Here is a 20603-nt window from a genome sequence, read left to right as displayed (position 1 = left end):
CCCGGCCCCGTGGCAGCATCGCCCGCGTGATGGGGTCTCGGGGCTGGGTGTGGTGGGTCGTCGGCGTGGTCGTGATCCTGGCGGGAGGGGCGGTGGCGGCCTACGCGGTCGCCGTCGTCCCGGGGCAGCGGGAGGACAACCGCGACGCCGCCGCCGAGCAGGCGGTGCAGGACCTGGCGGACGCCTGGCAGGGGCAGGACCTGGTCGGTCTGGGCGACCAGGTCGACTACACGGCGCTGACCACCGGGCTGACCGACGTCGTCGGGGCGCAGAGCCCCGACGACGCCGCTACGGGCGAGGCGTCGGTCGCGGCCTCTCCCGGGGCCTCCCCGGCGCCCTCCGAGCCGGTCGACGACGCCACCACCGACGAAGGCGCCGCCACCGACGAGGGTGCGGCCCCGACCGAGGAGTCCGACGTGCCCCGCCCCGTCTGGCCGGAGTCCGTGGCGGTGGGCGACGTCACCCGCAGCGGTGGTACCGCCAGCGCCACCCTCACCGTGACCTGGCCGTTCGGCTGGACCTACGACACCACCGTCGAGGCGCGGCAGACCTCGACCGAGGACGTCGACAGCATCCGGGGCGCCTTCGACACCTCGGGCGGGGAGTGGGGCACCACCTTCACCGCGATGACGGTCGCCCCGGGCCTGACGGAGGACGCCGTGCTGGCCGCCGAGCGCGAGCCCGCGACCCGCGGCACCGTCCTGGGTCGCGACGGCGAGCCGCTGGTCGCGGAGCGTGCCGTGGTCGACATCGGCATCCAGCCCTCACGCGTGGGCGACCTGGGCACCGTCACCGCCGCCCTCTCGGACGTCCTGGGCGTCGACGGCGCCGCCCTCTCGGACGTCCTGGGCACCGTCACCGCCGCCCTCTCGGACGTTCTGGGCGTCGACGGCGCCGCCCTCTCGGACGTCCCGGGCGTCGACGGCGCCGGGCTCGCCGAGCGGGTGCAGGCCGCGGGCCCGGACGACTTCGTCCCCGTGATCACGCTGCGCCGGGAGGACTACGACCCCGTCCGCGACGAGGTCCGCGCGCAGGAGGGCGTCGTGTTCCGCGAGGGCACCCTCCCCCTGGCCCCGACCACCGAGTTCGCCCGCCCCACCCTGGGCCGAAGCGGTCAGGCCACGGCCGAGATCGTCGAGGCCTCGGACGGGCGGGTCCTGGCCGGCGACGTCGTCGGTCTGTCCGGGCTGCAGCGCCGGTACGACGAGCACCTGTCTGGGCAGGCAGGGTTCAGCGTGGTCTCCGTCGTCGGCGAGCAGACGACCGGGCTGTTCACGGCCGAGCCCACGCCCGGGGCCGACCTGGCGCTGTCCCTGGACGAGACCGTGCAGACCGCTGCGGACCAGGCCCTCGCCTCGGCCGCGGAGGGCAACGGCAACGCCGCGCTCGTCGCGATCGACGTCCCGACCGGCGACGTCCTCGCGGTCGCCAACACCCCGGCCACCGGGACCGACCGGGCCCTGACCGGCACCTACCCGCCCGGGTCGACCTTCAAGACGGTCAGCACGCTGGCCCTGCTGGGGACCGGGCTCACGCCCGACGAGGTGGTGCCGTGCCCGCAGACCGCGACGGTGGAGGGGCGCGCGTTCAGCAACGTCGAGGACAGCCAGCTCGGCGACGTGCCGTTCGCCACCGACTTCGCCCGGTCCTGCAACACGGCCTTCGTCGGCCTGTCCGACCGGCTCGAGCCCGGTGTCCTGGGGGCGGCCGCCGCGACCGTGGGCCTGGGCGGCGAGTGGTCGCCCGGGACGACCGTGGCCACCGGGGACGTCCCCGACGAGGAGTCCGCCGTCGAGCTGGCCGCCGCCAGCATCGGCCAGGGCCGCGTGCTCGCCAGCCCGATGGCGATGGCCCAGGTCGCGGCCACCTTCGCCGGCGGCACCTGGACCGCCCCGCGGTTGGTGCTCGACCCGGCGCCCGAGGCGTCGCCCCCGCCGCCGGCGCTCGACCCCGCGCAGGCCGCGACCGTGCGCGAGCTGATGCGAGGGGCGGTCACCGACGGCTCGGCCTCGGCCCTGGAGGACGTCCCGGGCGAGCCGGTGCACGCCAAGACCGGCACGGCCGAGTACGGGACCGAGGTCCCGCCCGGGACCCACGCCTGGGTCATCGGCTTCCAGGGCGACGTCGCGTTCGCCGTCCTGGTGGAGGACGGCGGGTCGGGCAGCCGGGTGGCGGTCCCGGTCGCGGAGACGTTCCTGCGGCTGCTGCAGTGACGACCGGCCCGGACGAGGTCCGGCCCGGCACCCCGTGGTGGGGGACCGGGCCGGACCTTCCGTGCGGAGGCGGCGGGATTTGAACCCGCGAGAGGGCTTATACCCTCAACCCGCTTAGCAGGCGGGCGCCATAGGCCACTAGGCGACGCCTCCTCGTGGAGCAGCGTAACGGGTGGAGAGCCATGACCCCCACCGGCGCGGCGCCACCAGCGTCAGCCGCAGATGTCCTGGTCGGCCGCGCGGACCTCGATGCTGGGGGTGGGCGCCTCGGGCAGCGTGCGCCCGGGGAGGGGGACGGTGCCCAGCCGGTTGGGCACCTCCTGCACGAACCCGGCCCCGTCACCCAGCTGGACGGTGATGGCGGGCACGTCGCTGTCGCGCACCAGCTCGCTGCCCTCGAACGCCGCCGCCACGGTCAGCGCCGCCTCGTCCTGACCGGTGGGCACCAGCACCTTGACCCCGGTTACCTCCTCGTCGGAGTTGACGATCGACCCCACCTGGAAGCCCAGCGTGCGCAGGTCCGTGGCGGTGTCGGTGGCCCAGCCGCCGGGGGCACCCGCGTTGGCCACGTCCACGACGATCTCGTCGGGGGCCACCGTCAACGGCACCGGCGGCGGCGCGCTGGTCGCGGGCGCGCTGGGCTCGACCTCGGACTGCTCGCCCGGCAGCGGTTCGTCGTTGCGCAGCGCCTCCCAGATCAGCTCGGCGTCCGGGGTCCACACCACGCGGTTCTCGTCCTGCGGCCACGGCTCGTTGGGGACCGTCACAAAGGACACGTCCTCCGGCGGCAGCGCCTGCACCGAGCGGGCGATGCGGGCCAGCTCGGTGATGCTGGCCAGCTCCGGGTCGGTGGTCAACGACTTGGTCCCGGCGTCCAGGACCCCGATCAGCCGGTCCGGTCGGGTCAGCAGACCGGTGCTGGTGGCCTGCTGGATCATGGACGACAGGAACGCCTGCTGCCGCTCGATGCGCCCCAGGTCGGACCCGTCGCCGATCTTGCGCACCCGGACGTAGGCCAGCGCCTGCTCACCCTCGACGACCTGCTCACCAGCGGGCAGGTCCAGACCGGACAACCGGTCGTCGATCGGCTCCGGGAGACACACGCTGACCCCGCCGAGGGCGTCCACGATGGCCGTGAACCCCTCGAAGTCGACGACGACGTAGTGGTTGATGGGCACACCCGTGAGCGCCTCGACGGTCTCGATGGTGCAGGCCGCACCGCCCACCGCGAAGGCGGAGTTGATCTGGATCAGGCCCCCCGGGGACGTGGTGCCGTCCGACAGCTGGCACTCGGGGCCCTGGACCATGGAGTCCCGGGGGATGCTCACCAGGTTGGCGCGGCTGCGGTCGGCGGCCAGGTGCAGCAGGATCGTGGTGTCGGCCCGCCGGTCCTGCTCGCCGGCGCCCAGGTCGTCGCTCTCACTGCCGGCCTTGTCGGCGCCGAGGACCAGGATGTTGAGCGCGTCCTCGGCCTCGGGGACCGGCGTCGGGCGGTCCTCCCCGATGAGCTCCTCGACGTCGGCGGCCTGGATGTTGCCCTCGAGCTGGCGGTAGAGGACGGCCGCGGCCGTGCCGCCCACCACCAGGACGGCGGCCAGCACCGTGGCCACGCCGCGCAGCAGCACCCGGAGCAGCGGGTGCCGCGGGTCACGGACGTGGCGGCCGCGCGCGATCGTGCTCATCTCACCGCCGTATCCTGCTCCGCCGGGCGCTCCGGACGGGCTCGTGGTTCGCTCGCGGCCGGGTCATCCCTGCCCCGGCCGGTGATCACGGTAACAACCCCTGACGTCGCCCTCAGGTACGACGAGCGGGAGGACCTGCTGGTTCCCGACCGGCCGGGCCCTGCGGGTCCACGCCTACGGTGGGGCGTCCTTCGCGCACGACCACCGTCAGGAGCCGCCATGCCCGACCGCCCCGACGTCCGCCACGACCCGAGGGGCCGACCATGAGCGCGCGCGAGCCCGACCTGCTCGTCATCGGCGCCGGGGCGACCGGCCTGGCCGCCGCCCGCGCGGCCCGCGCCGCCGGGCGAGACGTCGCGCTGGTGGAGGCCGCCCGGCCCGGCGGGGACTGCACCCACCACGGCTGCGTGCCCAGCAAGACGCTGCTCGACGTCGCCCACCGGGTGTCGGCCGCCCGCGACGGTCGTCGGTTCGGGGTCGGCGAGCTGGGTCCGGTGGACTTCGCCGCCGTGATGAGGCACGTGCAGGACGTCGTCGCCGAGGTCGAGCAGGACGAGTCCCCTGAGCTGCTGCGCCGGGAGGGCATCGAGCTGCTGAGCGGGTGGGCCCGGTTCGTCGACACCTCGGAGGACGGTTGCACCGTCGACGTCGACGGCACCCGGGTGCGGGCCCGACGCGTCGTCGTCGCCTCGGGCGCCCACGCCGCCGTGCCCCCGGTCGACGGCCTCGCCGACGTCCCGTACCTGACCAACGCGACCGTGTTCGACCTGGCGCAGCAGCCGGAGCACCTGCTCGTCATGGGGGGCGGCGCCATCGGGGTCGAGCTGGCGCAGGGGTTCGCCGGCCTGGGCACGCGGGTGAGCCTGGTCGAGGGGGCGCCCCGCATCCTGGGCAAGGAGGAGCCCGAGGTGTCCGAGGTGATGACGAGGGTGCTGGGCGGTCAGGGGGTCGACGTCCGGACCGGGTCGCAGGTCTCCTCGGCCCGCAGCCGTCCGGACGGCGGGGTCGGGCTGACGCTGGAGGACGGGACGGTGCTGCACGGCTCGCACCTGCTGGTGGCGGTCGGTCGACGCCCGGCCACGTCGGGGATGGAGCTGGACCGGGTGGGCCTGGAGACCGGCCCTGGCGGTGCCGTCGTCACCGACGACCAGCTGCGCACCACCGCCCCCGGGGTGTGGGCGGCCGGTGACTGCACGACGCCGCTGCAGTTCACCCACGTCGGCGACGTGCAGGGGCGGCTCGCCGCCGGCAACGCGTTCGCCCGTGCCCGCCTGCCCGGTCTGCTCGGAGGTCCCGGCCGTTTCGACCCTCGGGTCACGCCCTGGGTGACGTTCACCGACCCCGAGGTCGGCCGGGTGGGGCTCACCGAGCACGAGGCGTACGCCCGCTACGGCGCCCGGGCGCGTGTGGCCGTCGTGACCATGGCCGAGACGGACCGGTCGCGGACCGCCGCCAGCACCGATGGCTACGTCAAGCTCGTCGTGGGCCCACGCCGCGGGGCGCCCCACCGCCTGCTGGACGAGGTCGTCGGCCTCACCGCCGTCACCCCCCACGGCGGTGAGCTGGCGCACACGGCCGCCCTGGCTATGCGCACCCGCATGCTCGCCGCGCGGCTGGCTCAGACGGTCGCGCCCTACCCGAGCTACTCCCTGGCGCTCCGCGTCGCGGCGGCCCGGCTCTTCGGGACGTTCGCCGGGCAGACGTGGCGCCCCGCCCGGCCGGCGGGGGACGGCGGCTGAACCCTGGCACCGGAGCGGCCCGCTCGATACGTTGCGAGGGCAGTGTCGATGTGGCCGGACCTCAGGTGTCGGACAGGTGGAGGGCCCGACGACCGGTCCCCGAGCCGTGAGGAGCGACATGTCCAGGTACCTGATCCTGATCTACGAGGCCGAGGCCGCGTACGACCCGGCCCCCCAGGGGCTGCTCGAGGAGATCATGCGGGAGCACGACGCCTTCACCGAGGGCGTCCCGAGGCTGGGCGCCAGCATCGTCGGCGGGGAGGCCCTGCACCCGACGACGACGGCCACCAGCATCCGCGGCGGGTCGGAGGTCACCGACGGCCCGTTCGTGGAGACCAAGGAGGCGCTCGGCGGCTACTACGTCGTCGAGGCCCCCGACCTCGACACGGCGCTGGCCGTGGCGCGGACCGTTCCGGCCCGCTTCGGCGGGGTCGAGGTCCGCCCCGTCATGACGTTCGACGGCTGACCCGACGGCTGGACGGGCGGCACGGCGTGGGCGTGCCCGAGGCCTCCGCGGTCGCGGCCGCCGTGGCCGAGGCGCACCGTCGCGAGTGGGCCTTCGTGCTCGCGGCGACGGTGCGCGTGACCCGCGACCTCGACGTCGCCGAGGAGTGCGCGCAGGAGGCGTTCGCGAGCGCGCTCACCGGCTGCGTCTGGTGGTGACCTGCTGCCACCCCGCGCTGGACCGTCCTGCGCAGGTCGCGCTGACGCTGCGGCTGGTGTGCGGGCTGTCGACCGCCGAGGTGGCTCGCGCGTTCCTGGTCCCGGGACCGACGATGGCCGCGCGGCTCACCCGCGCCAAGAAGAAGATCGCCGTCGCCCGCATCCCGTACCGCGTGCCCTCGGCCGCCGAGCTGCCCGGGCGGGTCGACGCGGTCCTGCTGGTGGTCCACTCCCTGTTCACCACCGGGCACACCGCGCCCGCCGGGGACGAGCTGGTCCGTCGTGAGCTGGTGCAGCGGTCGTTCGAGCTCTGCCGTCTGCTGCGGCGGCTGCTGCCGGGCGACGCCGCGGTGGCCGGCCTGCTGGCGCTGCTGCTGCTGGCGGAGCAGGACCGGTCGCGGTGTCGCTGAACCGGGCCGTGGCGGTCGGGTTCGCCGTCGGACCCGCCGCCGGGCTGGCCGCCCTCGACGTGCTGGCGGGCGAGCCCCGGCTGGCGGGGTACGGCTACCTCCCGGCGGCGCGGGCCGACCTGCTCCGCCGGCTGGGACGGGTGCAGGAGGCGCGGGAGGCGTACGCCGAGGCGCTGATGCTCACCGAGAACACCGTCGAGCGGGGGTTCCTCGAGGGGCGGCTACGTGCCCTGCAGGGCACCGGGGGGTGACCCGTGGGGCACCTGAAGGTCGGCGCCAGGTCCGCGCAGCAGCAGGCCAGGAGGGCGGCGCGGATCAGCGCCCGGGACGACGCCGCGGTCCGGTCGCCCCGCGTCGCCGCGGCGCCCGGTCCGCAGCGCGCCCCAGGCGCCGCAGCACGTCGGGCACCTCGACCGCCGGGACGGCCGGGCTGTAGAGCCAGCCCTGCGCCAGGTCGCAGCCGGCGGCCGCCAGGTGGTCGCGGACCTCGACGCTCTCGACCCCCTCCGCGGTCACGGCGAGCCCGAGGGAGCGGGCCATCCCCGTCGTGGCGGCGACGACGACCGCGGCGCGCGGGTCGAGGAGGACCTGCGCGGCGATGCCCCGGTCGATCTTGAGCCCGTCCACCGGCAGGTCGAGGACGCGCGACAGGTTGCTCCAGCCCACGCCGAAGTCGTCGACGACGACGTGGACGCCGAGGGCCGACACCATGGCGAGCTCGCGGCGGGCGAGGTCGTGGTCCGACAGGTCGGTGGTCTCGGTGAGCTCGAGCGTGAGCTGCGGCCCGGAGACGCCGTGCCGTTCCAGCGCGGTCAGGACGTCCCGCGCCAGCCCCGGACGTCCCAGCTGACCGCCGGCGACGTTGACGGCGACACCGCCGGGGAGCCGGAACCCCTGCCCCCGGAGCTCGGCGAGCCGGCCGCACGCCGCGTCCAGGACCGAGCGGCCGACCGGGACCACGAGAGCCGTCGCCTCCAGGGCCGGCAGGAACGACAGCGGCGGCAGGGTCCCCAGCTCGGGGTGCTGCCAGCGCAGGAGCGCCTCCAGCCGGTGCGGCCGACCGGTCCGGATGTCGACGATCGGCTGGTAGAACGGCACCAGCTCGCCGTCCTCCAGCGCGCGCCGGAGTCGACCCGGGTCGCGGGCGTCCGGCAGGACGTGCTCCTCCATGAGCCCTTCCAACCGGTCGCGCCGGTCCTGCTCCAGGAGGGTCACCACCTGCTGCCCCAGGGCGCCCATCGCGTCGACCTGGGTGGCGCTGAAGGCCCGCTCCCTCCGGTCCAGGACGCAGAGGGTGCCCAGCGGCAGCCCGTCGCGGCCCACCAGCGGCACGCCCAGGTACCCGCGGATCCTCGGGGCACCGGTCACGAACGGGTTGCCGCTGAACCGGGGGTCGCTGCGGGCGTCCGGCACGACGAGCACCTGGTTGTCGGCGACCGCCTCGGAGCAGAACGAGACGTCCCTGGGTGTCTCGGCGAGCCCTATGCCGACACCGGACTTGAACCACTGCCGGTCGGCGTCGACCAACGTCACCGCGGCCATCGGGGTCTCGCACAGCTGGGCGGCCAGGGCGGTGACGGCGTCGTAGGACGAGTGGGCGGGGGTGTCGAGGACGCCGTAGGAGTGCAGCGAGTCCAGGCGGTCCCGCTCCATGGGGTGGCCACGGACACCCGCGGGCGCCCCGCCCCACGTGCCCCCGCTGGTGCCGGTCGACACGAGGTCGTCGTTCGTGCTGCTGGCCCGGGCCACGTCTGCTCCACCGCCACCGGGGCCTGCCACCCTGGTTCGTCAAGGTCGGCACCGGCGCTGGCCCCAGGCTACCGGGACTAAGGTGCCGGGGCGGGGGCGTCGTGAGGCCGCACCCGAGTGGCTCACCGGTGACGGAGGGGACGGGACACCCTTGTGACAGCAGCAGACGGTCGCGGACAGCCCTCGTCGGCGGACACCGGTACCTCGGACGGCCTCGACGAGCTGGCGGCCCAGTTCAGCCGGTTCGCACGGACGGCCGAGCAGCAGGACGACCCCCACGAGACCCTGGTCGAGATCGTCCGCGCCGCGGTCGAGGTGGTCCCCGGTTGCGACGAGGGCTCCATCAGCATCGTGCTCGGACGACGACGGGTGACCTCGGAGGCGGCCTCCGGCGAGCTGCCCAGCGTGGTCGACGCGATCCAGGAGCGGCTCGGCGAGGGCCCCTGCCTGGACTCGGCGTACCAGCACGTGACGGTCCGGGTGCCCGACATGGCCGCGGAGGAGCGCTGGCCCCGCTTCACGGCCGAGGCGGTCGCCGCCGGCGCGCTCGGCATGATGTCGTTCCAGCTGTACGTCGCCGGTGACGACCTGGGGGCGCTCAACCTGTTCTCCCGCAGGGCGGGCGCGTTCGACGACGAGTCGGAGCACGTCGGCCTGCTGTTCGCCGCCCACGCCGGCGTCGCCTACGCCACGGCGCGGGAGCGGGAGTCGCTGACCCGCACGGTCGAGACGCGGCACGTCATCGGCCAGGCCCAGGGCATCCTGATGGAGCGGCACAAGGTGACGTCCGAGCAGGCGTTCGCCATGCTGGTGCGGGTCAGCCAGCACCGCAACGAGAAGCTCCGCCGGGTCGCGCAACGTCTGGTCGACAGCGGCCAGATCGACGAGGGCGTCTGAGGGGGTCCGGTCGTGGTTCGTGTGGGCTCGCACTCCTACCAGGTGGCCGCGGTCTGGACGGGCAACCGGGGGTCCGGCACGTCCGGCTACCGGGACTACGCCCGCTCGGTGGAGGTCACCAGCGACGGGGTCCCGCCGCTGGCGCTGTCGGCGGACCGGGCGTTCCGCGGTGACCGCACCCGGTGGAACCCGGAGCTGCTGCTGCTCGCCGCGCTGAGCGAGTGCCACCTGCTGTCGTACCTGCACGTCTGCGTGCAGGCGGGGGTCGTCGTGACCGGCTACCGCGACCTCGCCGACGGCACCATGGTCGAGGACGGCGTCGGCGGCGGCCGGTTCACCGAGGTCGTGCTGCGACCGCAGGTCGTCGTCGCGGAGCAGTCGATGGTGGACGCCGCGACCGGCGCGCACGCCGAGGCCTCGCAGCGCTGCTTCATCGCGGCGTCGGTGGCCTTCCCGGTACGCCACGAGCCGCGGGTGACGGCGGGATGACCGCCTGCTGCTGGACCGCCGCGCGCGCCCGCTCGTGCACCTGGTCCTCCAGCGCGGACGGACGGCACGCGACGAAGCCGCTGACCAGCAGCACGGCCAGGCTCAGGTAGAGCAGGACGAACGAGCTCGTCCACGACCCGGATGCCGCGTAGGCCACCCCGATGCCGAACGGCCCGATGCACGCGATGCCGTAGCCGATCCCCTGCATCGCGCCCGAGAGCACGGTGGAGCCCGCGGTCGTCCGCGTGCGCGCGTTGACCAGCGTCAGGCACAGGGGGAACGTGCTCACGCCGATCCCGAGCATCACCACCCAGGCGACGGCGCCCACGCCGGGCGACAGCAGGAGCCCCGTGTAGCCCGCGGCCATGAGCGTCGTGCACACGGCCACGACGACGAACGGGTTCCGCAGCCGGATCGCGAGAGGTGGCACCACGAACGCTGCCGGGAGGCCGAACACCGAGAACAGCGCCAGGAGAGCACCGCCCGACGCGGGGTCGGCGCCGGCGTCGACGAGGATGGCGGGCAGCCACGTGATCACGGCGTAGACGTTGAGCCCCGTCATCCCCATCATCAGCACCAGCGACCAGAGCAAGGGCGTGCGCCACGCCCCGGCGAGCCGCTCGGGCGGGGCACCCGTCGTCGCGCCGGCACCCGCTCGGGCGGCGAGCACGAGCCACAGCACGACGGCGGCGGCGGTCATGACCGCCCACATCCCGATCGCCCACCGCCAGCCGACCGCGAGGGCGACGGGCAGCGCGACGAGCGGTGCGACGAACTGACCGACCTGCAGGAGGGCGATGTAGAGCGAGCTCACCGCCTTGAGGTGGCCCGAGAAGTACTTCTTCACCAGCGGGATGACGAGCACGTTGGACGCACCGACGCCGATGAACGCGATGACGGTGGAGGCCACCAGAGCGGTCGTCGTGGGCGACAGCGCACGCAGCAGGATGCCGATGGTGGTGAACGCGGCCGCGATCGCGATCGCCCGCTCCAGACCCAGCCTGCGCGCGACCGAGGCCGCCAGCAGGCCGAACACGGCGAAGCTCGCGGTGACGATCGTGCCGAGCACGCCGTACAGCGACGGCCCGAAACCGAGGTCGGCGCCGACGACGTCCAGGAGGGGCGTGAAGCCCGTGACCGCGGTGCGTAGGTTGAGGGCGGTCAGGACGACGGCCAGCAGGGGCAGCGCGCTCGCGCGGACGTTCTCGGTCACGTCTGCTCCGACCAGATGGGATGATGGGATGAATCTGCTGGATGCTAGCCCGTCGACCACGACGGTGCGCAAGGGACCCAACCTCACCGACGCCGTGACGGCGCGCTTCCACGACGCGATCGCGTCGGGCTCATGGCCCGTCGGCGAGCGGATCCCCGTCGAGGCCGACCTGATGGCCTGGGTCGGCGCGGGGCGCAACACCGTCCGGGAGGCCATCCAGTCGCTCGTGCAGGCCGGGCTGGTGCGCCGCGAGCAGGGACGTGGGACCTTCGTGATCGCGCGCTCGGCGCTCGTGAGCTCCCTCGCCCGCCGCGCCACGCGCGCCGACCGTCGCGACGGCCTCGAGCTGCGCGCCGCCATCGACGGCGCCGCGTCCGCGATCGCCGCGCGCCGCCGCGACGACGCCGACGTCCTCGCCCTGCACGCCGCGCTCGCCGCCCGCACCCGCGCCTGGGAGACGGCGGACCGGAGCGCGCGGATCGCCGCCGACCTCGCCCTGCACCGTGCGGTCGTCGCCGCCACGCACAACGAGCTCTTCGTCGAGCTGTACGAGGGCCTCGTGCCCCTCTACGAGGAGGTCCTCGCGGACGACGTCGACGCCGAGCACGACCCCCACGCGGTGGAGCACGAGCAGCTGGTCCGCTCGATCGTCGACCGGGAGCCGTCGGCGGCCGCGGACGCCATCTCCGCCATCCTCGAGCCGCTCATCGCCGACATCCCCGGCCCCGCGCCGGAGTCACCGGCCCCGTGACGGAGGTCTGCCGATGAGCACGGAGGTCTGCCGATGAGCACCGCCGGAGCGCCGCGCCACGGGCGGCAGGTGGGCCTGGGCCTCCGGGTCAACGCGGCCCAGTTCGCCCTGCTGGTCGCGGTCAACGCACTGGTCGGCGGCATGGTCGGGCAGCAGCAGACCGTGCTGCCGCTGCTGGCCGAGGACGAGTTCGGGCTGACCGGGTACTCGTTCATCTTCACCTACGTGGCTGCGTTCGGGATCACCAAGGCCGCGGCCAACTACGTCGCCGGGACCTGGTCGGACCGGTACGGACGCAAGCCTGTGCTGGTCGCCGGGTGGTTGTTCGCCATCCCGGTCCCGCTGCTGCTGATCTGGGCGCCCAGCTGGGGGTGGGTCGTCGCGGCCAACGTGCTGCTGGGCGTCAACCAGGGCCTGACCTGGTCCACCACCGTCATCATGAAGATCGACCTGGTCGGCCCCCGCCAGCGGGGCCTGGCCATGGGACTGAACGAGGCCGCCGGCTACGGCGCGGTCGCGGTCACGTCCATGGCCGCCGGCTTCCTGGCCGCCGAGTACGGGCTGCGCCCCGCCCCGTTCCTGCTCGGTCTGACCTACACCGCCCTGGCCCTGGGTCTGTCCACCCTGGCGGTGAAGGAGACCCGCACCCACGCCGACCTCGAGGCGGCGACCCACACCCCGCGCGCCGACGGTCGGCACGACCACCTGCACGGCGGCCTCAGCCGCCGGCAGGTGTTCGCGCAGACCACCTACCGAGAACCCGCCCTCTCCTCAGCCAGCCAGGCCGGCCTGGTGAACAACCTCAACTTCGGCCTGTCGTGGGGGCTCTTCCCGCTGCTGTTCGCCGGCTCCGGCCTACGCGTGGACCAGGTCGGCGTCCTGTTCGCGCTCTACCCGGCCGTGTGGGGCGTGGGACAGCTGTTCACCGGCGCGCTGTCCGACCGCTGGGGCCGCAAGCGCCTCATCACCAGCGGCATGCTCACCCAGGCCGGCGCGCTGGTCGTCATCGCGCTCAGCGGCTCGTTCCCCGCCTGGGCCGCCGGGACGATGCTGCTGGGCGCCGGTACGGCCATGGTCTACCCCACGTTGCTCGCCGCGATCGGCGACGTGGCCCACCCCGCCTGGCGGGGCCAGGCCGTCGGCGTCTACCGGGTCTGGCGCGACCTGGGGTACGCGGTCGGCGCGATCATGGGCGGGGTCGTCGCCGACCTGTGGAGCCTGAGGGCCGCGGTCTGGGTGGCCGCCGGCGTCACCCTGGCCTCCGCCCTGGTGGTGGCGGTCCGCATGTACGAGACCCACCGCCGCCCCGACCCCGGCCAGCCGTGACGAGGCTCTCGCCCCCGGACCTAGCGGACGCTGACGTGGACGTGGTCGTAGTGGTTGGCGGTCGCGCTGCCGCGGTCCTCCATGTACTCCCACGCACCGGCTGAGCTGCCCGCCGGCCAGTACTGCTGCTCGTAGATCAGGTAGCTGATGCCGAGCTCGCCCGCCCGCGCCTGCAGGAACCGGGAGATCTCCCAGCCCGCTTCCCCGGACACCATGATGTCGACCGCCCGACCGCTGCCGTGGTCGCCGCCGTCACCGGGGCGGTAGCCGCCGAAGCCGGACACCGAGCCGCCGTACTCGGCGCACACCGCGCGGTACACGGCCCGCGCGTTGCCGGACAGGTTCGGCTCGATCCCGGGGTTGATGGAGCAGGAGGCGTCGGACGAGGCGGCCTCGGGGGCGGGCTCGGCGTCGGGCTCGGGCTCGGGCTCGGGCGTGGGCTCCGTCTGCGACAGGTACGAGCTGTTGACCCAGCCGCCGCGACCGTCGATGACGACCTGGGTCCAGTCGTCCTCCGTCACGCCGGAGACGTCGACCTGGTCGAGGGCCGCGAGGTACCCGATCCGTTCGGTGTCGGCCGCCGGCCCCGACCTGACGTTGACCTCGCTGGTCGCCCACAGCGTGCCGGTCACGGCGGGAGGCTCGGCGGGCTGCGTCGGCTCAGCCGGGACGGACGGCTCCGGGGCGGGCGCGGGGGGCTCCACCGGGGCCTCCGCGACCACGGAGGGGCTCGCCGTCGCGCGCTCCCGGCTGCGGCTGGCCTGCGCCTGCTCACGCGCCTCGAGGGCGTACAGCTGGAAGGCGTCCGCCTCGGCCTGGGCGGGTTCGCTGGGCATCGTCACCAGGTCCGGAGCCGCCGGACCGGCCGGGACCGCGGCGAGGAGCAGGGGGCCCGCCAGCATCGTCGCGGCGACGGCGACACCCACCACCGGCAGGGCGAGGGGTCGCCGGACGAGCTCGACGCGGTGACGACCTCGGCTCACGGGCACTCCGGGGATGGACGGCGGGACCAAGGGATGGTAGCCGGAGTCCCCGCTCTCACCTATCCCACCGTCCTGGCCAGGCCGTTCGACGAACGCGCCGTCGTCGAGTCATGGCTGGTCAGCTCCCCGCGGGCCGGCTCGACCGGGCCGGCCTGCCTGGCAGGTGCTGACGGTTCAGCCTGCGACGTCATCGATCCGTCATCTCGGAGTCTGCTCACCGGGCACGGCGCGCGGGGCCGACAGACCTACTCTGAGGCATGCCGCGGGTGCTGGTCGTGGACGACGACCGGACGGTCGCGGAGGTGGTGTCGGGCTACCTGCGGCGTGCCGGGCACGAGGTCGTGCTCGCCCACGACGGCCCGACCGCCCTGCGAGCAGCCGCGGAGACCTCACCCGCAGGGCGCACCGACCTGGTGGTGCTCGACGTGATGCTGCCCGGCCTCGACGGGATCGAGGTCTGCCGCCGGTTGCGGCAGGTGTCGGACGTCCCGGTGATCATGCTCACCGCGCTCGGCGCCGAGGTCGACCGGGTGCTGGGCCTGGAGGTCGGCGCGGACGACTACGTGACCAAGCCGTTCAGCAACCGCGAGCTCGTGCTGCGGGTCGCGTCGGTCCTGCGTCGGCGGGCGGCGTCGCCCGTGCACCCGCGGCCCGACGACCCGACCCCGGCGGTGGACCAGCGCCTGGTCAGCGGGCCCGTGGTCGTCGACCCGGCCGCACGCACCGCCACCCGGGACGGGACGCCGGTCCACCTGACGCTTCGCGAGCTGGACCTGCTGCTGCACCTGCTGCGCCACCCCGGGCACGCGTTCAGCCGGGAGGACCTGCTGGCGCAGGTGTGGGGCTGGGACTTCGGTGACCACTCCACGGTGACCGTGCACGTCCGCAGGCTGCGTCACAAGCTCGAGGCCGAACCAGCACGACCGCAGCTGCTGGCCACCGTCTGGGGGATCGGTTACCGCTGGGACGCGCCGGTGTCCGTGGGCCCGGGCGGCGCAGCATGAGCCCGGGGGCCGCTCTCCTGCTGGCCTTCGTCGCCGCCGCCGCCGGTGGGGCCGTGGTGGGGGCAGGCGGCTGGGTGCTGGCCCGCCGAGCACGCTCGTTGCGCATGGCCGTCCTGGTGCCCCCGGCCGCGGCGCTGGCCTCCGTCCTGGCCTCCGTCCTGGCCTCCACCCAGGCCATGACGTTGACCGCGGACCAGACCTGGCTCGTGGTGGCCGCGTGCGGCGGAGGTGCTGTCGTCGGTCTCGTCGTGGCGGTCCTGCTGGCGCGTCGGGTCCGTGGCCTGGAGGACGACGTCGCCCGGCAGCGGACCGCCCGCGCGACCGAGGAGCGTGCCGAGCAGGTGCGCCGGCAGCTGGTGGCCGCGCTCAGCCACGACCTGCGCACACCGCTCGCGGGGATCCGGGCCATGACCGAGGCGCTGCAGGACGGGGTCGCCGAGGACCCCGACGACTACCTGCGCCGCATCACCGATGACGTCGACCGCACCTCGGCCATGGTCGAGGACCTGTTCGAGCTCGCCTGGCTGCAGGCGGGGTCGGCCCCGCAGCAACCGCGCGACGTACCGCTGCTCGCCGCCGTCGAGCAGGTCGTCGGGACGCTGTCCGCCGTGGCCGCCGCCCGGGGCGCCGTGGTCCGGGTCGAGGACGGGACCGCCGGCACGGGCACCGCCCACGTCGACCCCGAGGTGCTGTACCGCGTGCTGTCGAACCTGCTGCACAACGCCGTGCGCGCCAGCCGTGCCGTCGTCGTCCGGCTCCCGGCGCAGGGCGCGGTGGACCACGTCCGGTTCCAGGTGGACGACGCGTGCGGCGGCATCCCCGAGGAGGACCTGGTCCACGTGTTCGAGGCGGGCTGGCGCGGGCAGCGGGCGAGGACGCCCGGGGCGTCGGGCGCCGGTCTGGGGCTGGCGATCGTGCGCGAGCTGCTCCACACGGCCGGCGGTGCGGTCACGGTGAGCAACACCACCGACGGCTGCCGCTTCGAGGTGCGCCTGCCTTCTCGGTGACGACCCGCGGGTCAGGTCCTCCCGGGCGGCTCAGCTCGGCCCACGAACCACCGCGACCGGACCGTGCGCGTGCTGCAGGACCGCCTGGCTCACCGACCCCAGCAGCATGCCGGCGAGACCGCCTCGCCCGCGGGAGCCCACCACGACCACCTCGGCTTCGTCGGAGGCGGCGACGAGCGCCTGAGCGGGGTGACCGTTCACCAGCTCGACGCGGACGTCCACGTCGGGGAATCGACGCCGCTCACCGGCCAGCGAGGCGACGAGCTCCCGCATCTCCTCCTCCTCCACCTTGGGCAGGAAGGACAGCAGCGCCGGGTCCATGGGCGCCGGCGCCTCCCAGGCACGCACCGCGGTCAGGGCCAGACCGCGTCGCGCGGCGGTCTCGAACGCGAAGCCGACCGCGAGCGCCGACACGTCCGAGCCGTCCACCCCGACGACCACCCGCGCGGGTCCACCTGCGGGTCGGTCGTCGTCGTCGCGGGAGCGCACGACCACGACCGGGCAGGGCGCGTGGCTGGCGACCTTCACGCTCACCGACCCCAGGAGCAGCCCGAGGAACCCGCCGAGCCCACGACTGCCGACGACGACCAGATCGGCCTGCTCGCGCCGGGCGACGTCGAGGATCGCGGTGGCGGCGTCGGCGGCGACGACGTGCGCGGCGTAGCCCACCCCCCGCTCGCGCAACCGCGCCAGCGCAGCGTGCTGGCGCTCCTTCTCGGCCGTGTGCGGGTCCCAGACGTACCGGTACTCCTCCGGCAGCTCCTTCAGCCGACGCATGACGTCAGCTGTCGACTCCGGGTGGAACGCCGTGACGACGTGCACCGTCCCGTCGGCTCCGACCTGATCCGCCGCGGCCTCCACCGCACCATCGGCATGGGGGGAGCCGTCGTAACCGACCACGACCGTCTGGTAGCCCATCGCGCTCTTCTCCTCGGGTCGCTCCGTCGGGGTGGGGCACGAACAGGGTCCCGTGCCCCACCCACGGCGCGCCGGGACGAAGGTCCCCGCCGACGCGGTGCCGTGCCGCTGCGCGAGGTCGCACGGCGGGCTCCACCGGCCTACCGAACACCGCCCGAGGCAGGGTCGGTGGCGCAGCAGCTGTCGCCCCGCCACGCCTCGAGGCCCTCCTTGACCGCGACCGCGGCGATGACGAGGCCGGCGACGGGGTCGGCCCAGGACCAGCCGAGGGTGGCGTTGAGGACCAGGCCGAGCAGCAGGACCGCCGACAGGTAGGTGCAGAGCAGGGTCTGCGTGCCGTCCGCCACGACCGCGCCGGAGCCGAGCTGACGTCCGGTGCGTCGTTGCGCCCAGGACAGGAACGGCATCACCACCAGCGACGCGACGGCCAGGGCGATGCCGACCCGGGAGGTGTCGGCCTCGGCCTGCACGAGCAGCGCGCGCACCGACTCCACCGTGACGTACGCGGCGAGCGCGAAGAACGACAGCGCGATGAGGCGCAGCGCCCGCCGCTCCCGGGCCCGGGGCACCGCGTGACGGAACTGCCAGAGGATGACCAGACCCGAGAACACCTCCACGACGGAGTCCAACCCGAACCCGATCAGCGCGATCGAGCCCGCGGCCGCACCGGCGGTGATCGCGATGACCGCCTCGACCACGTTGTAGGCCACGGACGTCCCGGCGATCAGCTGCGCACGACGACCCAGCACCGACCGTCGAGCCGACGTCAGGCTGGGGGCCGTCACCTCTCGGCGACTCATGCGCCGGCCGGGCGGGCCGGGTCCCCCAGCCCCCGGAACAGGCTCGCGGCGGTCCCGAGGGCGGCGGTCTCGACGCACCCTGTCGCGGCAGTCCCCGTCACCCGGCCGGGTGGCGGGAGCCCTCGAGCGTGGACAGGGCCGCGAGCAGACGTCGTTCGGCGTCGTCGGCGACCTGCCGCACCTGAGGGCTGTCGCTGAGCTGGACCATGGTCTGCGGGTCGATGGCCTCGACCGTGGTGCACCCGTCGTGGGGGCCGCGGCGGACCACGACGTTGCACGGCAGCAGCGCGCCGAGCTGCGGTTCCGCCGCCAGGGCCTTGCTCGCCAGGACGGGGTTGCAGGCACCCAGGATCACGTAGTCGCCGACCGCCTGGGCGGCCTCCTCCCCCAGCTTGGCGGCGAAGGTCGACGAGACGTCGATCTCGGTGAGGATGCCGAAGCCCTGATCCGCCAGGGCGGAACGGGTGCGTTCCGCAGCCTGCTCGAACGGCAGGTCGACGGTGATGGTGTGGGTGTAGGTCATGCTCGACTCCTCCGGCGGGTCTTCTGGTCTCGTCGCCGCTCAGGGTCCCGAGGTTCAGGCGAGGGACAGGAACAGCTTCTCGAGGTCCTTCTGGTCCAGCGTCTCGTCCGGGTTGGCCAGGCACTGCTGCAGGCCGGTGGCGATGATCGCGAAACCGGCCCGGTCGAGGGCCTTGGACACCGCCGACAGCTGGGTGACGACGTCACGGCAGTCGCGGCCCTCCTCGATCATCCGAACCACCGCACCCAGCTGCCCCTGGGCGCGCTTGAGCCGGTTGATGGTGGGACCGAGCTCGTCGGTGTCCAGCTGCACGGGATCTCCTCGGGGTGCGGGTTCGACTCCGAATGATACCCCGGGGGGTGTAGTCGATACCGGGGGGGGTACTGCGACACTGGAGGGAGATCCACCTCACGCGCACGGGCCGGCTTTCGGGAACGACGAGGGACGAGGAGCAGATCGTGATGTGGGACGGCGGAACGGGATGGGTCATGGGCTGGGTCTGGGTCTTCTGGCTGCTGCTGGTCGCGGGCACCCTGCTGCTCGTGTTCGTGCTGGTCAAGACCCTCTCGAGGAGCTCGGCCGGCCGCGAGCAGGGCGGCTCCGCGCCGCCACCGACCGGTGCGGGCCCGCAGCGGGCGCGGGAGGTCCTGGACGAGCGCTACGCCCGCGGGGAGATCGACACCCAGGAGTACCAGGAGCGGCGCCGCGCCCTGGAGGGCGGCGACCCGTGAGTCCGCTGACCCGCCGCCGTCTGCTGGTGCTGGGCGCGTCGGGAGCCGGGGCCGTCGTCATCGGCGGGACCGGGCTGTGGTGGACCACCACGGACCGCCGTCGCCACGACGACGGAGCGACCTTGGCCGAACCGCAGGTGCTGACCAGCGGCGACCGCCTGCTGGAGCTGCAGCTGACCGCCGCTCCGGCACGTCTGCAGGTGGGTGGTCGCGAGGCATCCGTCCTCGCCTTCAACGGCACCCTCCCGGGACCGACCCTGCGCGTGGCACCTGGGGACACCATCCGGGTGGCCTTCACCAACGACCTGAGGGCCCCGACCAACCTGCATGTGCACGGGCTGCACGTCTCCCCGGAGGGCAACGGCGACAACCCGTTCCTGAGCATCGCGCCGGGCGCGTCCTTCGACTACGAGTTCACCCTGCCCGAGGACCACCCGCCGGGCACCTACTGGTACCACCCGCACCATCACGGCCACGTCGCCGACCAGGTCGCCGGCGGCCTGTACGGGGCCATCGTCGTGGCGGACCCGGACCCCCTGCCGGTCACCCGGGAGCGGGTCCTGGTGGTGTCGGACCTGGGCCTCGACGCGTCGGGCAACCTCGCTGAGGTCGACCGGATGCAGCGGATGCTCGGCCGGGAGGGCGAGATCGTGCTGGTCAACGGACAGATCCGGCCACGGCTCGACGCCGCCCCCGGGGAGCGGGAACGGTGGCGCGTCGTCAACGCCTGCACCTCCCGGTACCTCCGGTTGCAGCTGGACGGCCAGCAGGTCCACCTGCTCAGCCGCGACCTGGGCCGCCTTCCGGTGCCGGAGGTGGCCCGCGAGGTCGTCATGGCCCCCGGCAACCGCGTCGAGCTCCTCGTCGAGACCACCGAGGGGTCATCCACCCTGGTCGCCGCCCCCGTGGACCGCGGCGACATGGGCGCGATGACGGGTGGGGGCAGGCCGGGCGACCCGGTCGAGCTGCTCACCCTCACCGTGTCCGGGGAGCGCGTCGAGGCCCTGGAGCCGATGCCCGAGGGACCCGCCCTGCGGGACCTGCGCGCGGAACCGGACATCGCCGCCCGCACCCTGACGTTCGCCATGGGCATGGCCGGGGCCATGGGCGGCGGGGCGATGATGGGCGGGGATCGCCCGCAGGACCGGTCGATGACGGCCTTCACCATCGACGGACGGGCGTTCGACCCCGACCGGGTCGACACCTCGGTGCCGGTCGGCACCGTGGAGGAGTGGACCCTGGTCAACACCAGCCCCATGGACCACCCCGTCCACCTCCACGTCTGGCCGATGCAGGTCGTCCACGACGGCACCCGTGTCGTGCCCGAACCGCGGTGGCAGGACGTGGTGAACGTCCCGGCGCGCACAGAGGTCACGGTTCTCGTCGCCTTCGACGACATCCCCGGCAGGACGGTCTACCACTGCCACGTCCTCGACCACGAGGACCAAGGGATGATGGGCACCGTCGAGGCCCACCGGCCGTGACCAGGCCGCGCGGGCGGGTCT

Annotated in this window: 22 protein-coding genes and 1 tRNA gene; 14 read left to right on the top strand and 9 right to left on the bottom strand. The window is 74.3% G+C overall.

Features of this window, described 5'->3' with window-relative positions:
* Positions 1-29 precede the first annotated feature (29 nt).
* Entirely contained in the window at positions 30-2213 is a 2184-nt protein-coding gene (locus tag ACR80Q_RS01535) for a penicillin-binding transpeptidase domain-containing protein (RefSeq protein ID WP_435376038.1), read from the top strand.
* 64 nt (positions 2214-2277) lie between these two features.
* On the opposite strand, the gene ACR80Q_RS01530 is transcribed toward ACR80Q_RS01535, so the two are convergent.
* A tRNA-Ser gene (locus tag ACR80Q_RS01530) sits at positions 2278-2366 on the bottom strand.
* 59 nt (positions 2367-2425) lie between these two features.
* On the bottom strand, positions 2426-3895 hold the full coding sequence (locus ACR80Q_RS01525) for an LCP family protein (RefSeq protein ID WP_435375776.1): 1470 nt from the start codon (positions 3893-3895) through the stop codon (positions 2426-2428).
* Between the two features lie 263 nt (positions 3896-4158).
* Here ACR80Q_RS01525 and ACR80Q_RS01520 point away from each other — a divergent pair, with 263 nt between their 5' ends.
* The 5 genes from ACR80Q_RS01520 to ACR80Q_RS01500 all read left to right on the top strand — a co-directional run bounded on the left by ACR80Q_RS01520 (position 4159) and on the right by ACR80Q_RS01500 (position 6958).
* Positions 4159-5634, top strand: a complete 1476-nt coding sequence (locus tag ACR80Q_RS01520) for a dihydrolipoyl dehydrogenase family protein (RefSeq protein ID WP_435375774.1) — start codon at positions 4159-4161, stop codon at positions 5632-5634.
* Between the two features lie 118 nt (positions 5635-5752).
* Positions 5753-6100: a YciI family protein gene (locus ACR80Q_RS01515; protein ID WP_435375773.1), complete on the top strand. Its 348-nt coding sequence runs from the start codon at positions 5753-5755 to the stop codon at positions 6098-6100.
* A gap of 32 nt (positions 6101-6132) precedes the next feature.
* Positions 6133-6297, top strand: coding sequence for a hypothetical protein (locus ACR80Q_RS01510; RefSeq protein ID WP_435375771.1), 165 nt, complete (start codon positions 6133-6135; stop codon positions 6295-6297).
* Entirely contained in the window at positions 6294-6707 is a 414-nt protein-coding gene (locus tag ACR80Q_RS01505; protein ID WP_435375770.1) for a DUF6596 domain-containing protein, read from the top strand. Before ACR80Q_RS01510 ends, ACR80Q_RS01505 begins: the two co-directional genes overlap by 4 nt.
* Positions 6698-6958 (top strand): hypothetical protein, encoded by a 261-nt coding sequence (locus ACR80Q_RS01500; protein ID WP_435375769.1) that lies wholly within the window; start codon positions 6698-6700, stop codon positions 6956-6958. The genes ACR80Q_RS01505 and ACR80Q_RS01500 overlap by 10 nt, the downstream gene beginning before the upstream one ends.
* 64 nt (positions 6959-7022) lie before the next feature.
* Here ACR80Q_RS01500 and ACR80Q_RS01495 read toward each other — a convergent pair whose 3' ends face one another.
* Positions 7023-8456, bottom strand: coding sequence for an EAL domain-containing protein (locus tag ACR80Q_RS01495; protein ID WP_435375767.1), 1434 nt, complete (start codon positions 8454-8456; stop codon positions 7023-7025).
* A gap of 153 nt (positions 8457-8609) precedes the next feature.
* Between ACR80Q_RS01495 and ACR80Q_RS01490 the strand changes: the two genes are divergently transcribed.
* Together ACR80Q_RS01490 and ACR80Q_RS01485 are read left to right on the top strand one after the other, a co-directional pair.
* On the top strand, positions 8610-9353 hold the full coding sequence (locus ACR80Q_RS01490) for a GAF and ANTAR domain-containing protein (RefSeq protein WP_435375766.1): 744 nt from the start codon (positions 8610-8612) through the stop codon (positions 9351-9353).
* A gap of 21 nt (positions 9354-9374) precedes the next feature.
* Positions 9375-9842 (top strand): OsmC family protein, encoded by a 468-nt coding sequence (locus ACR80Q_RS01485; protein WP_435376037.1) that lies wholly within the window; start codon positions 9375-9377, stop codon positions 9840-9842.
* Here ACR80Q_RS01485 and ACR80Q_RS01480 read toward each other — a convergent pair.
* A complete protein-coding gene (locus tag ACR80Q_RS01480) occupies positions 9784-11055 on the bottom strand; it encodes an MFS transporter (protein ID WP_435375765.1) in 1272 nt (423 codons plus the stop codon). The genes ACR80Q_RS01485 and ACR80Q_RS01480 overlap by 59 nt on opposite strands.
* A 28-nt stretch (positions 11056-11083) precedes the next feature.
* Between ACR80Q_RS01480 and ACR80Q_RS01475 the strand changes: the two genes are divergently transcribed.
* Positions 11084-11806, top strand: a complete 723-nt coding sequence (locus ACR80Q_RS01475; RefSeq protein ID WP_435375764.1) for a FadR/GntR family transcriptional regulator — start codon at positions 11084-11086, stop codon at positions 11804-11806.
* Between the two features lie 33 nt (positions 11807-11839).
* Positions 11840-13132 carry an MFS transporter gene (locus tag ACR80Q_RS01470; RefSeq protein ID WP_435375763.1) on the top strand — a complete coding sequence of 431 codons (1293 nt, stop codon included), beginning with the start codon at positions 11840-11842 and terminating at the stop codon, positions 13130-13132.
* A 20-nt stretch (positions 13133-13152) separates the two neighbouring features.
* Here ACR80Q_RS01470 and ACR80Q_RS01465 read toward each other — a convergent pair whose 3' ends face one another.
* On the bottom strand, positions 13153-14115 hold the full coding sequence (locus ACR80Q_RS01465; protein WP_435375762.1) for an SH3 domain-containing protein: 963 nt from the start codon (positions 14113-14115) through the stop codon (positions 13153-13155).
* 257 nt (positions 14116-14372) lie between these two features.
* Between ACR80Q_RS01465 and ACR80Q_RS01460 the strand changes: the two genes are divergently transcribed.
* Both ACR80Q_RS01460 and ACR80Q_RS01455 read left to right on the top strand, forming a co-directional pair.
* Positions 14373-15119, top strand: coding sequence for a response regulator transcription factor (locus ACR80Q_RS01460; protein ID WP_435375761.1), 747 nt, complete (start codon positions 14373-14375; stop codon positions 15117-15119).
* Positions 15116-16126 (top strand): sensor histidine kinase, encoded by a 1011-nt coding sequence (locus tag ACR80Q_RS01455; RefSeq protein ID WP_435375760.1) that lies wholly within the window; start codon positions 15116-15118, stop codon positions 16124-16126. Before ACR80Q_RS01460 ends, ACR80Q_RS01455 begins: the two co-directional genes overlap by 4 nt.
* 30 nt (positions 16127-16156) lie before the next feature.
* Here the strand turns inward: ACR80Q_RS01455 and ACR80Q_RS01450 are convergent, their stop codons facing one another.
* The 4 genes from ACR80Q_RS01450 to ACR80Q_RS01435 form a co-directional block, all read right to left on the bottom strand.
* Positions 16157-17044 (bottom strand): universal stress protein, encoded by an 888-nt coding sequence (locus ACR80Q_RS01450; RefSeq protein WP_435375759.1) that lies wholly within the window; start codon positions 17042-17044, stop codon positions 16157-16159.
* A gap of 140 nt (positions 17045-17184) precedes the next feature.
* Positions 17185-17844, bottom strand: a complete 660-nt coding sequence (locus ACR80Q_RS01445) for a cation efflux transmembrane domain-containing protein (protein WP_435375758.1) — start codon at positions 17842-17844, stop codon at positions 17185-17187.
* A gap of 97 nt (positions 17845-17941) precedes the next feature.
* Complete coding sequence (locus tag ACR80Q_RS01440; protein WP_435375757.1) at positions 17942-18367, bottom strand: DUF302 domain-containing protein; 426 nt, start codon at positions 18365-18367, stop codon at positions 17942-17944.
* Between the two features lie 54 nt (positions 18368-18421).
* Positions 18422-18679, bottom strand: a complete 258-nt coding sequence (locus ACR80Q_RS01435) for a metal-sensitive transcriptional regulator (protein ID WP_435375756.1) — start codon at positions 18677-18679, stop codon at positions 18422-18424.
* Between the two features lie 176 nt (positions 18680-18855).
* On the opposite strand from ACR80Q_RS01435, the gene ACR80Q_RS01430 reads away from it, so the two are divergent.
* Both ACR80Q_RS01430 and ACR80Q_RS01425 read left to right on the top strand, forming a co-directional pair.
* On the top strand, positions 18856-19098 hold the full coding sequence (locus ACR80Q_RS01430; RefSeq protein WP_435375755.1) for an SHOCT domain-containing protein: 243 nt from the start codon (positions 18856-18858) through the stop codon (positions 19096-19098).
* Positions 19095-20582, top strand: coding sequence for a multicopper oxidase family protein (locus tag ACR80Q_RS01425; RefSeq protein WP_435375754.1), 1488 nt, complete (start codon positions 19095-19097; stop codon positions 20580-20582). The genes ACR80Q_RS01430 and ACR80Q_RS01425 overlap by 4 nt, the downstream gene beginning before the upstream one ends.
* The last annotated feature ends 21 nt before the right edge of the window (positions 20583-20603 follow it).

Origin of the sequence: Aquipuribacter aurantiacus, assembly GCF_051216895.1 — a bacterium.
Classification (GTDB): Bacteria; Actinomycetota; Actinomycetes; order Actinomycetales; family JBBAYJ01; genus Aquipuribacter.
Note: the sequence above shows the minus strand (reverse complement) of the source record. Positions and strands in the feature narration are given on the sequence as shown.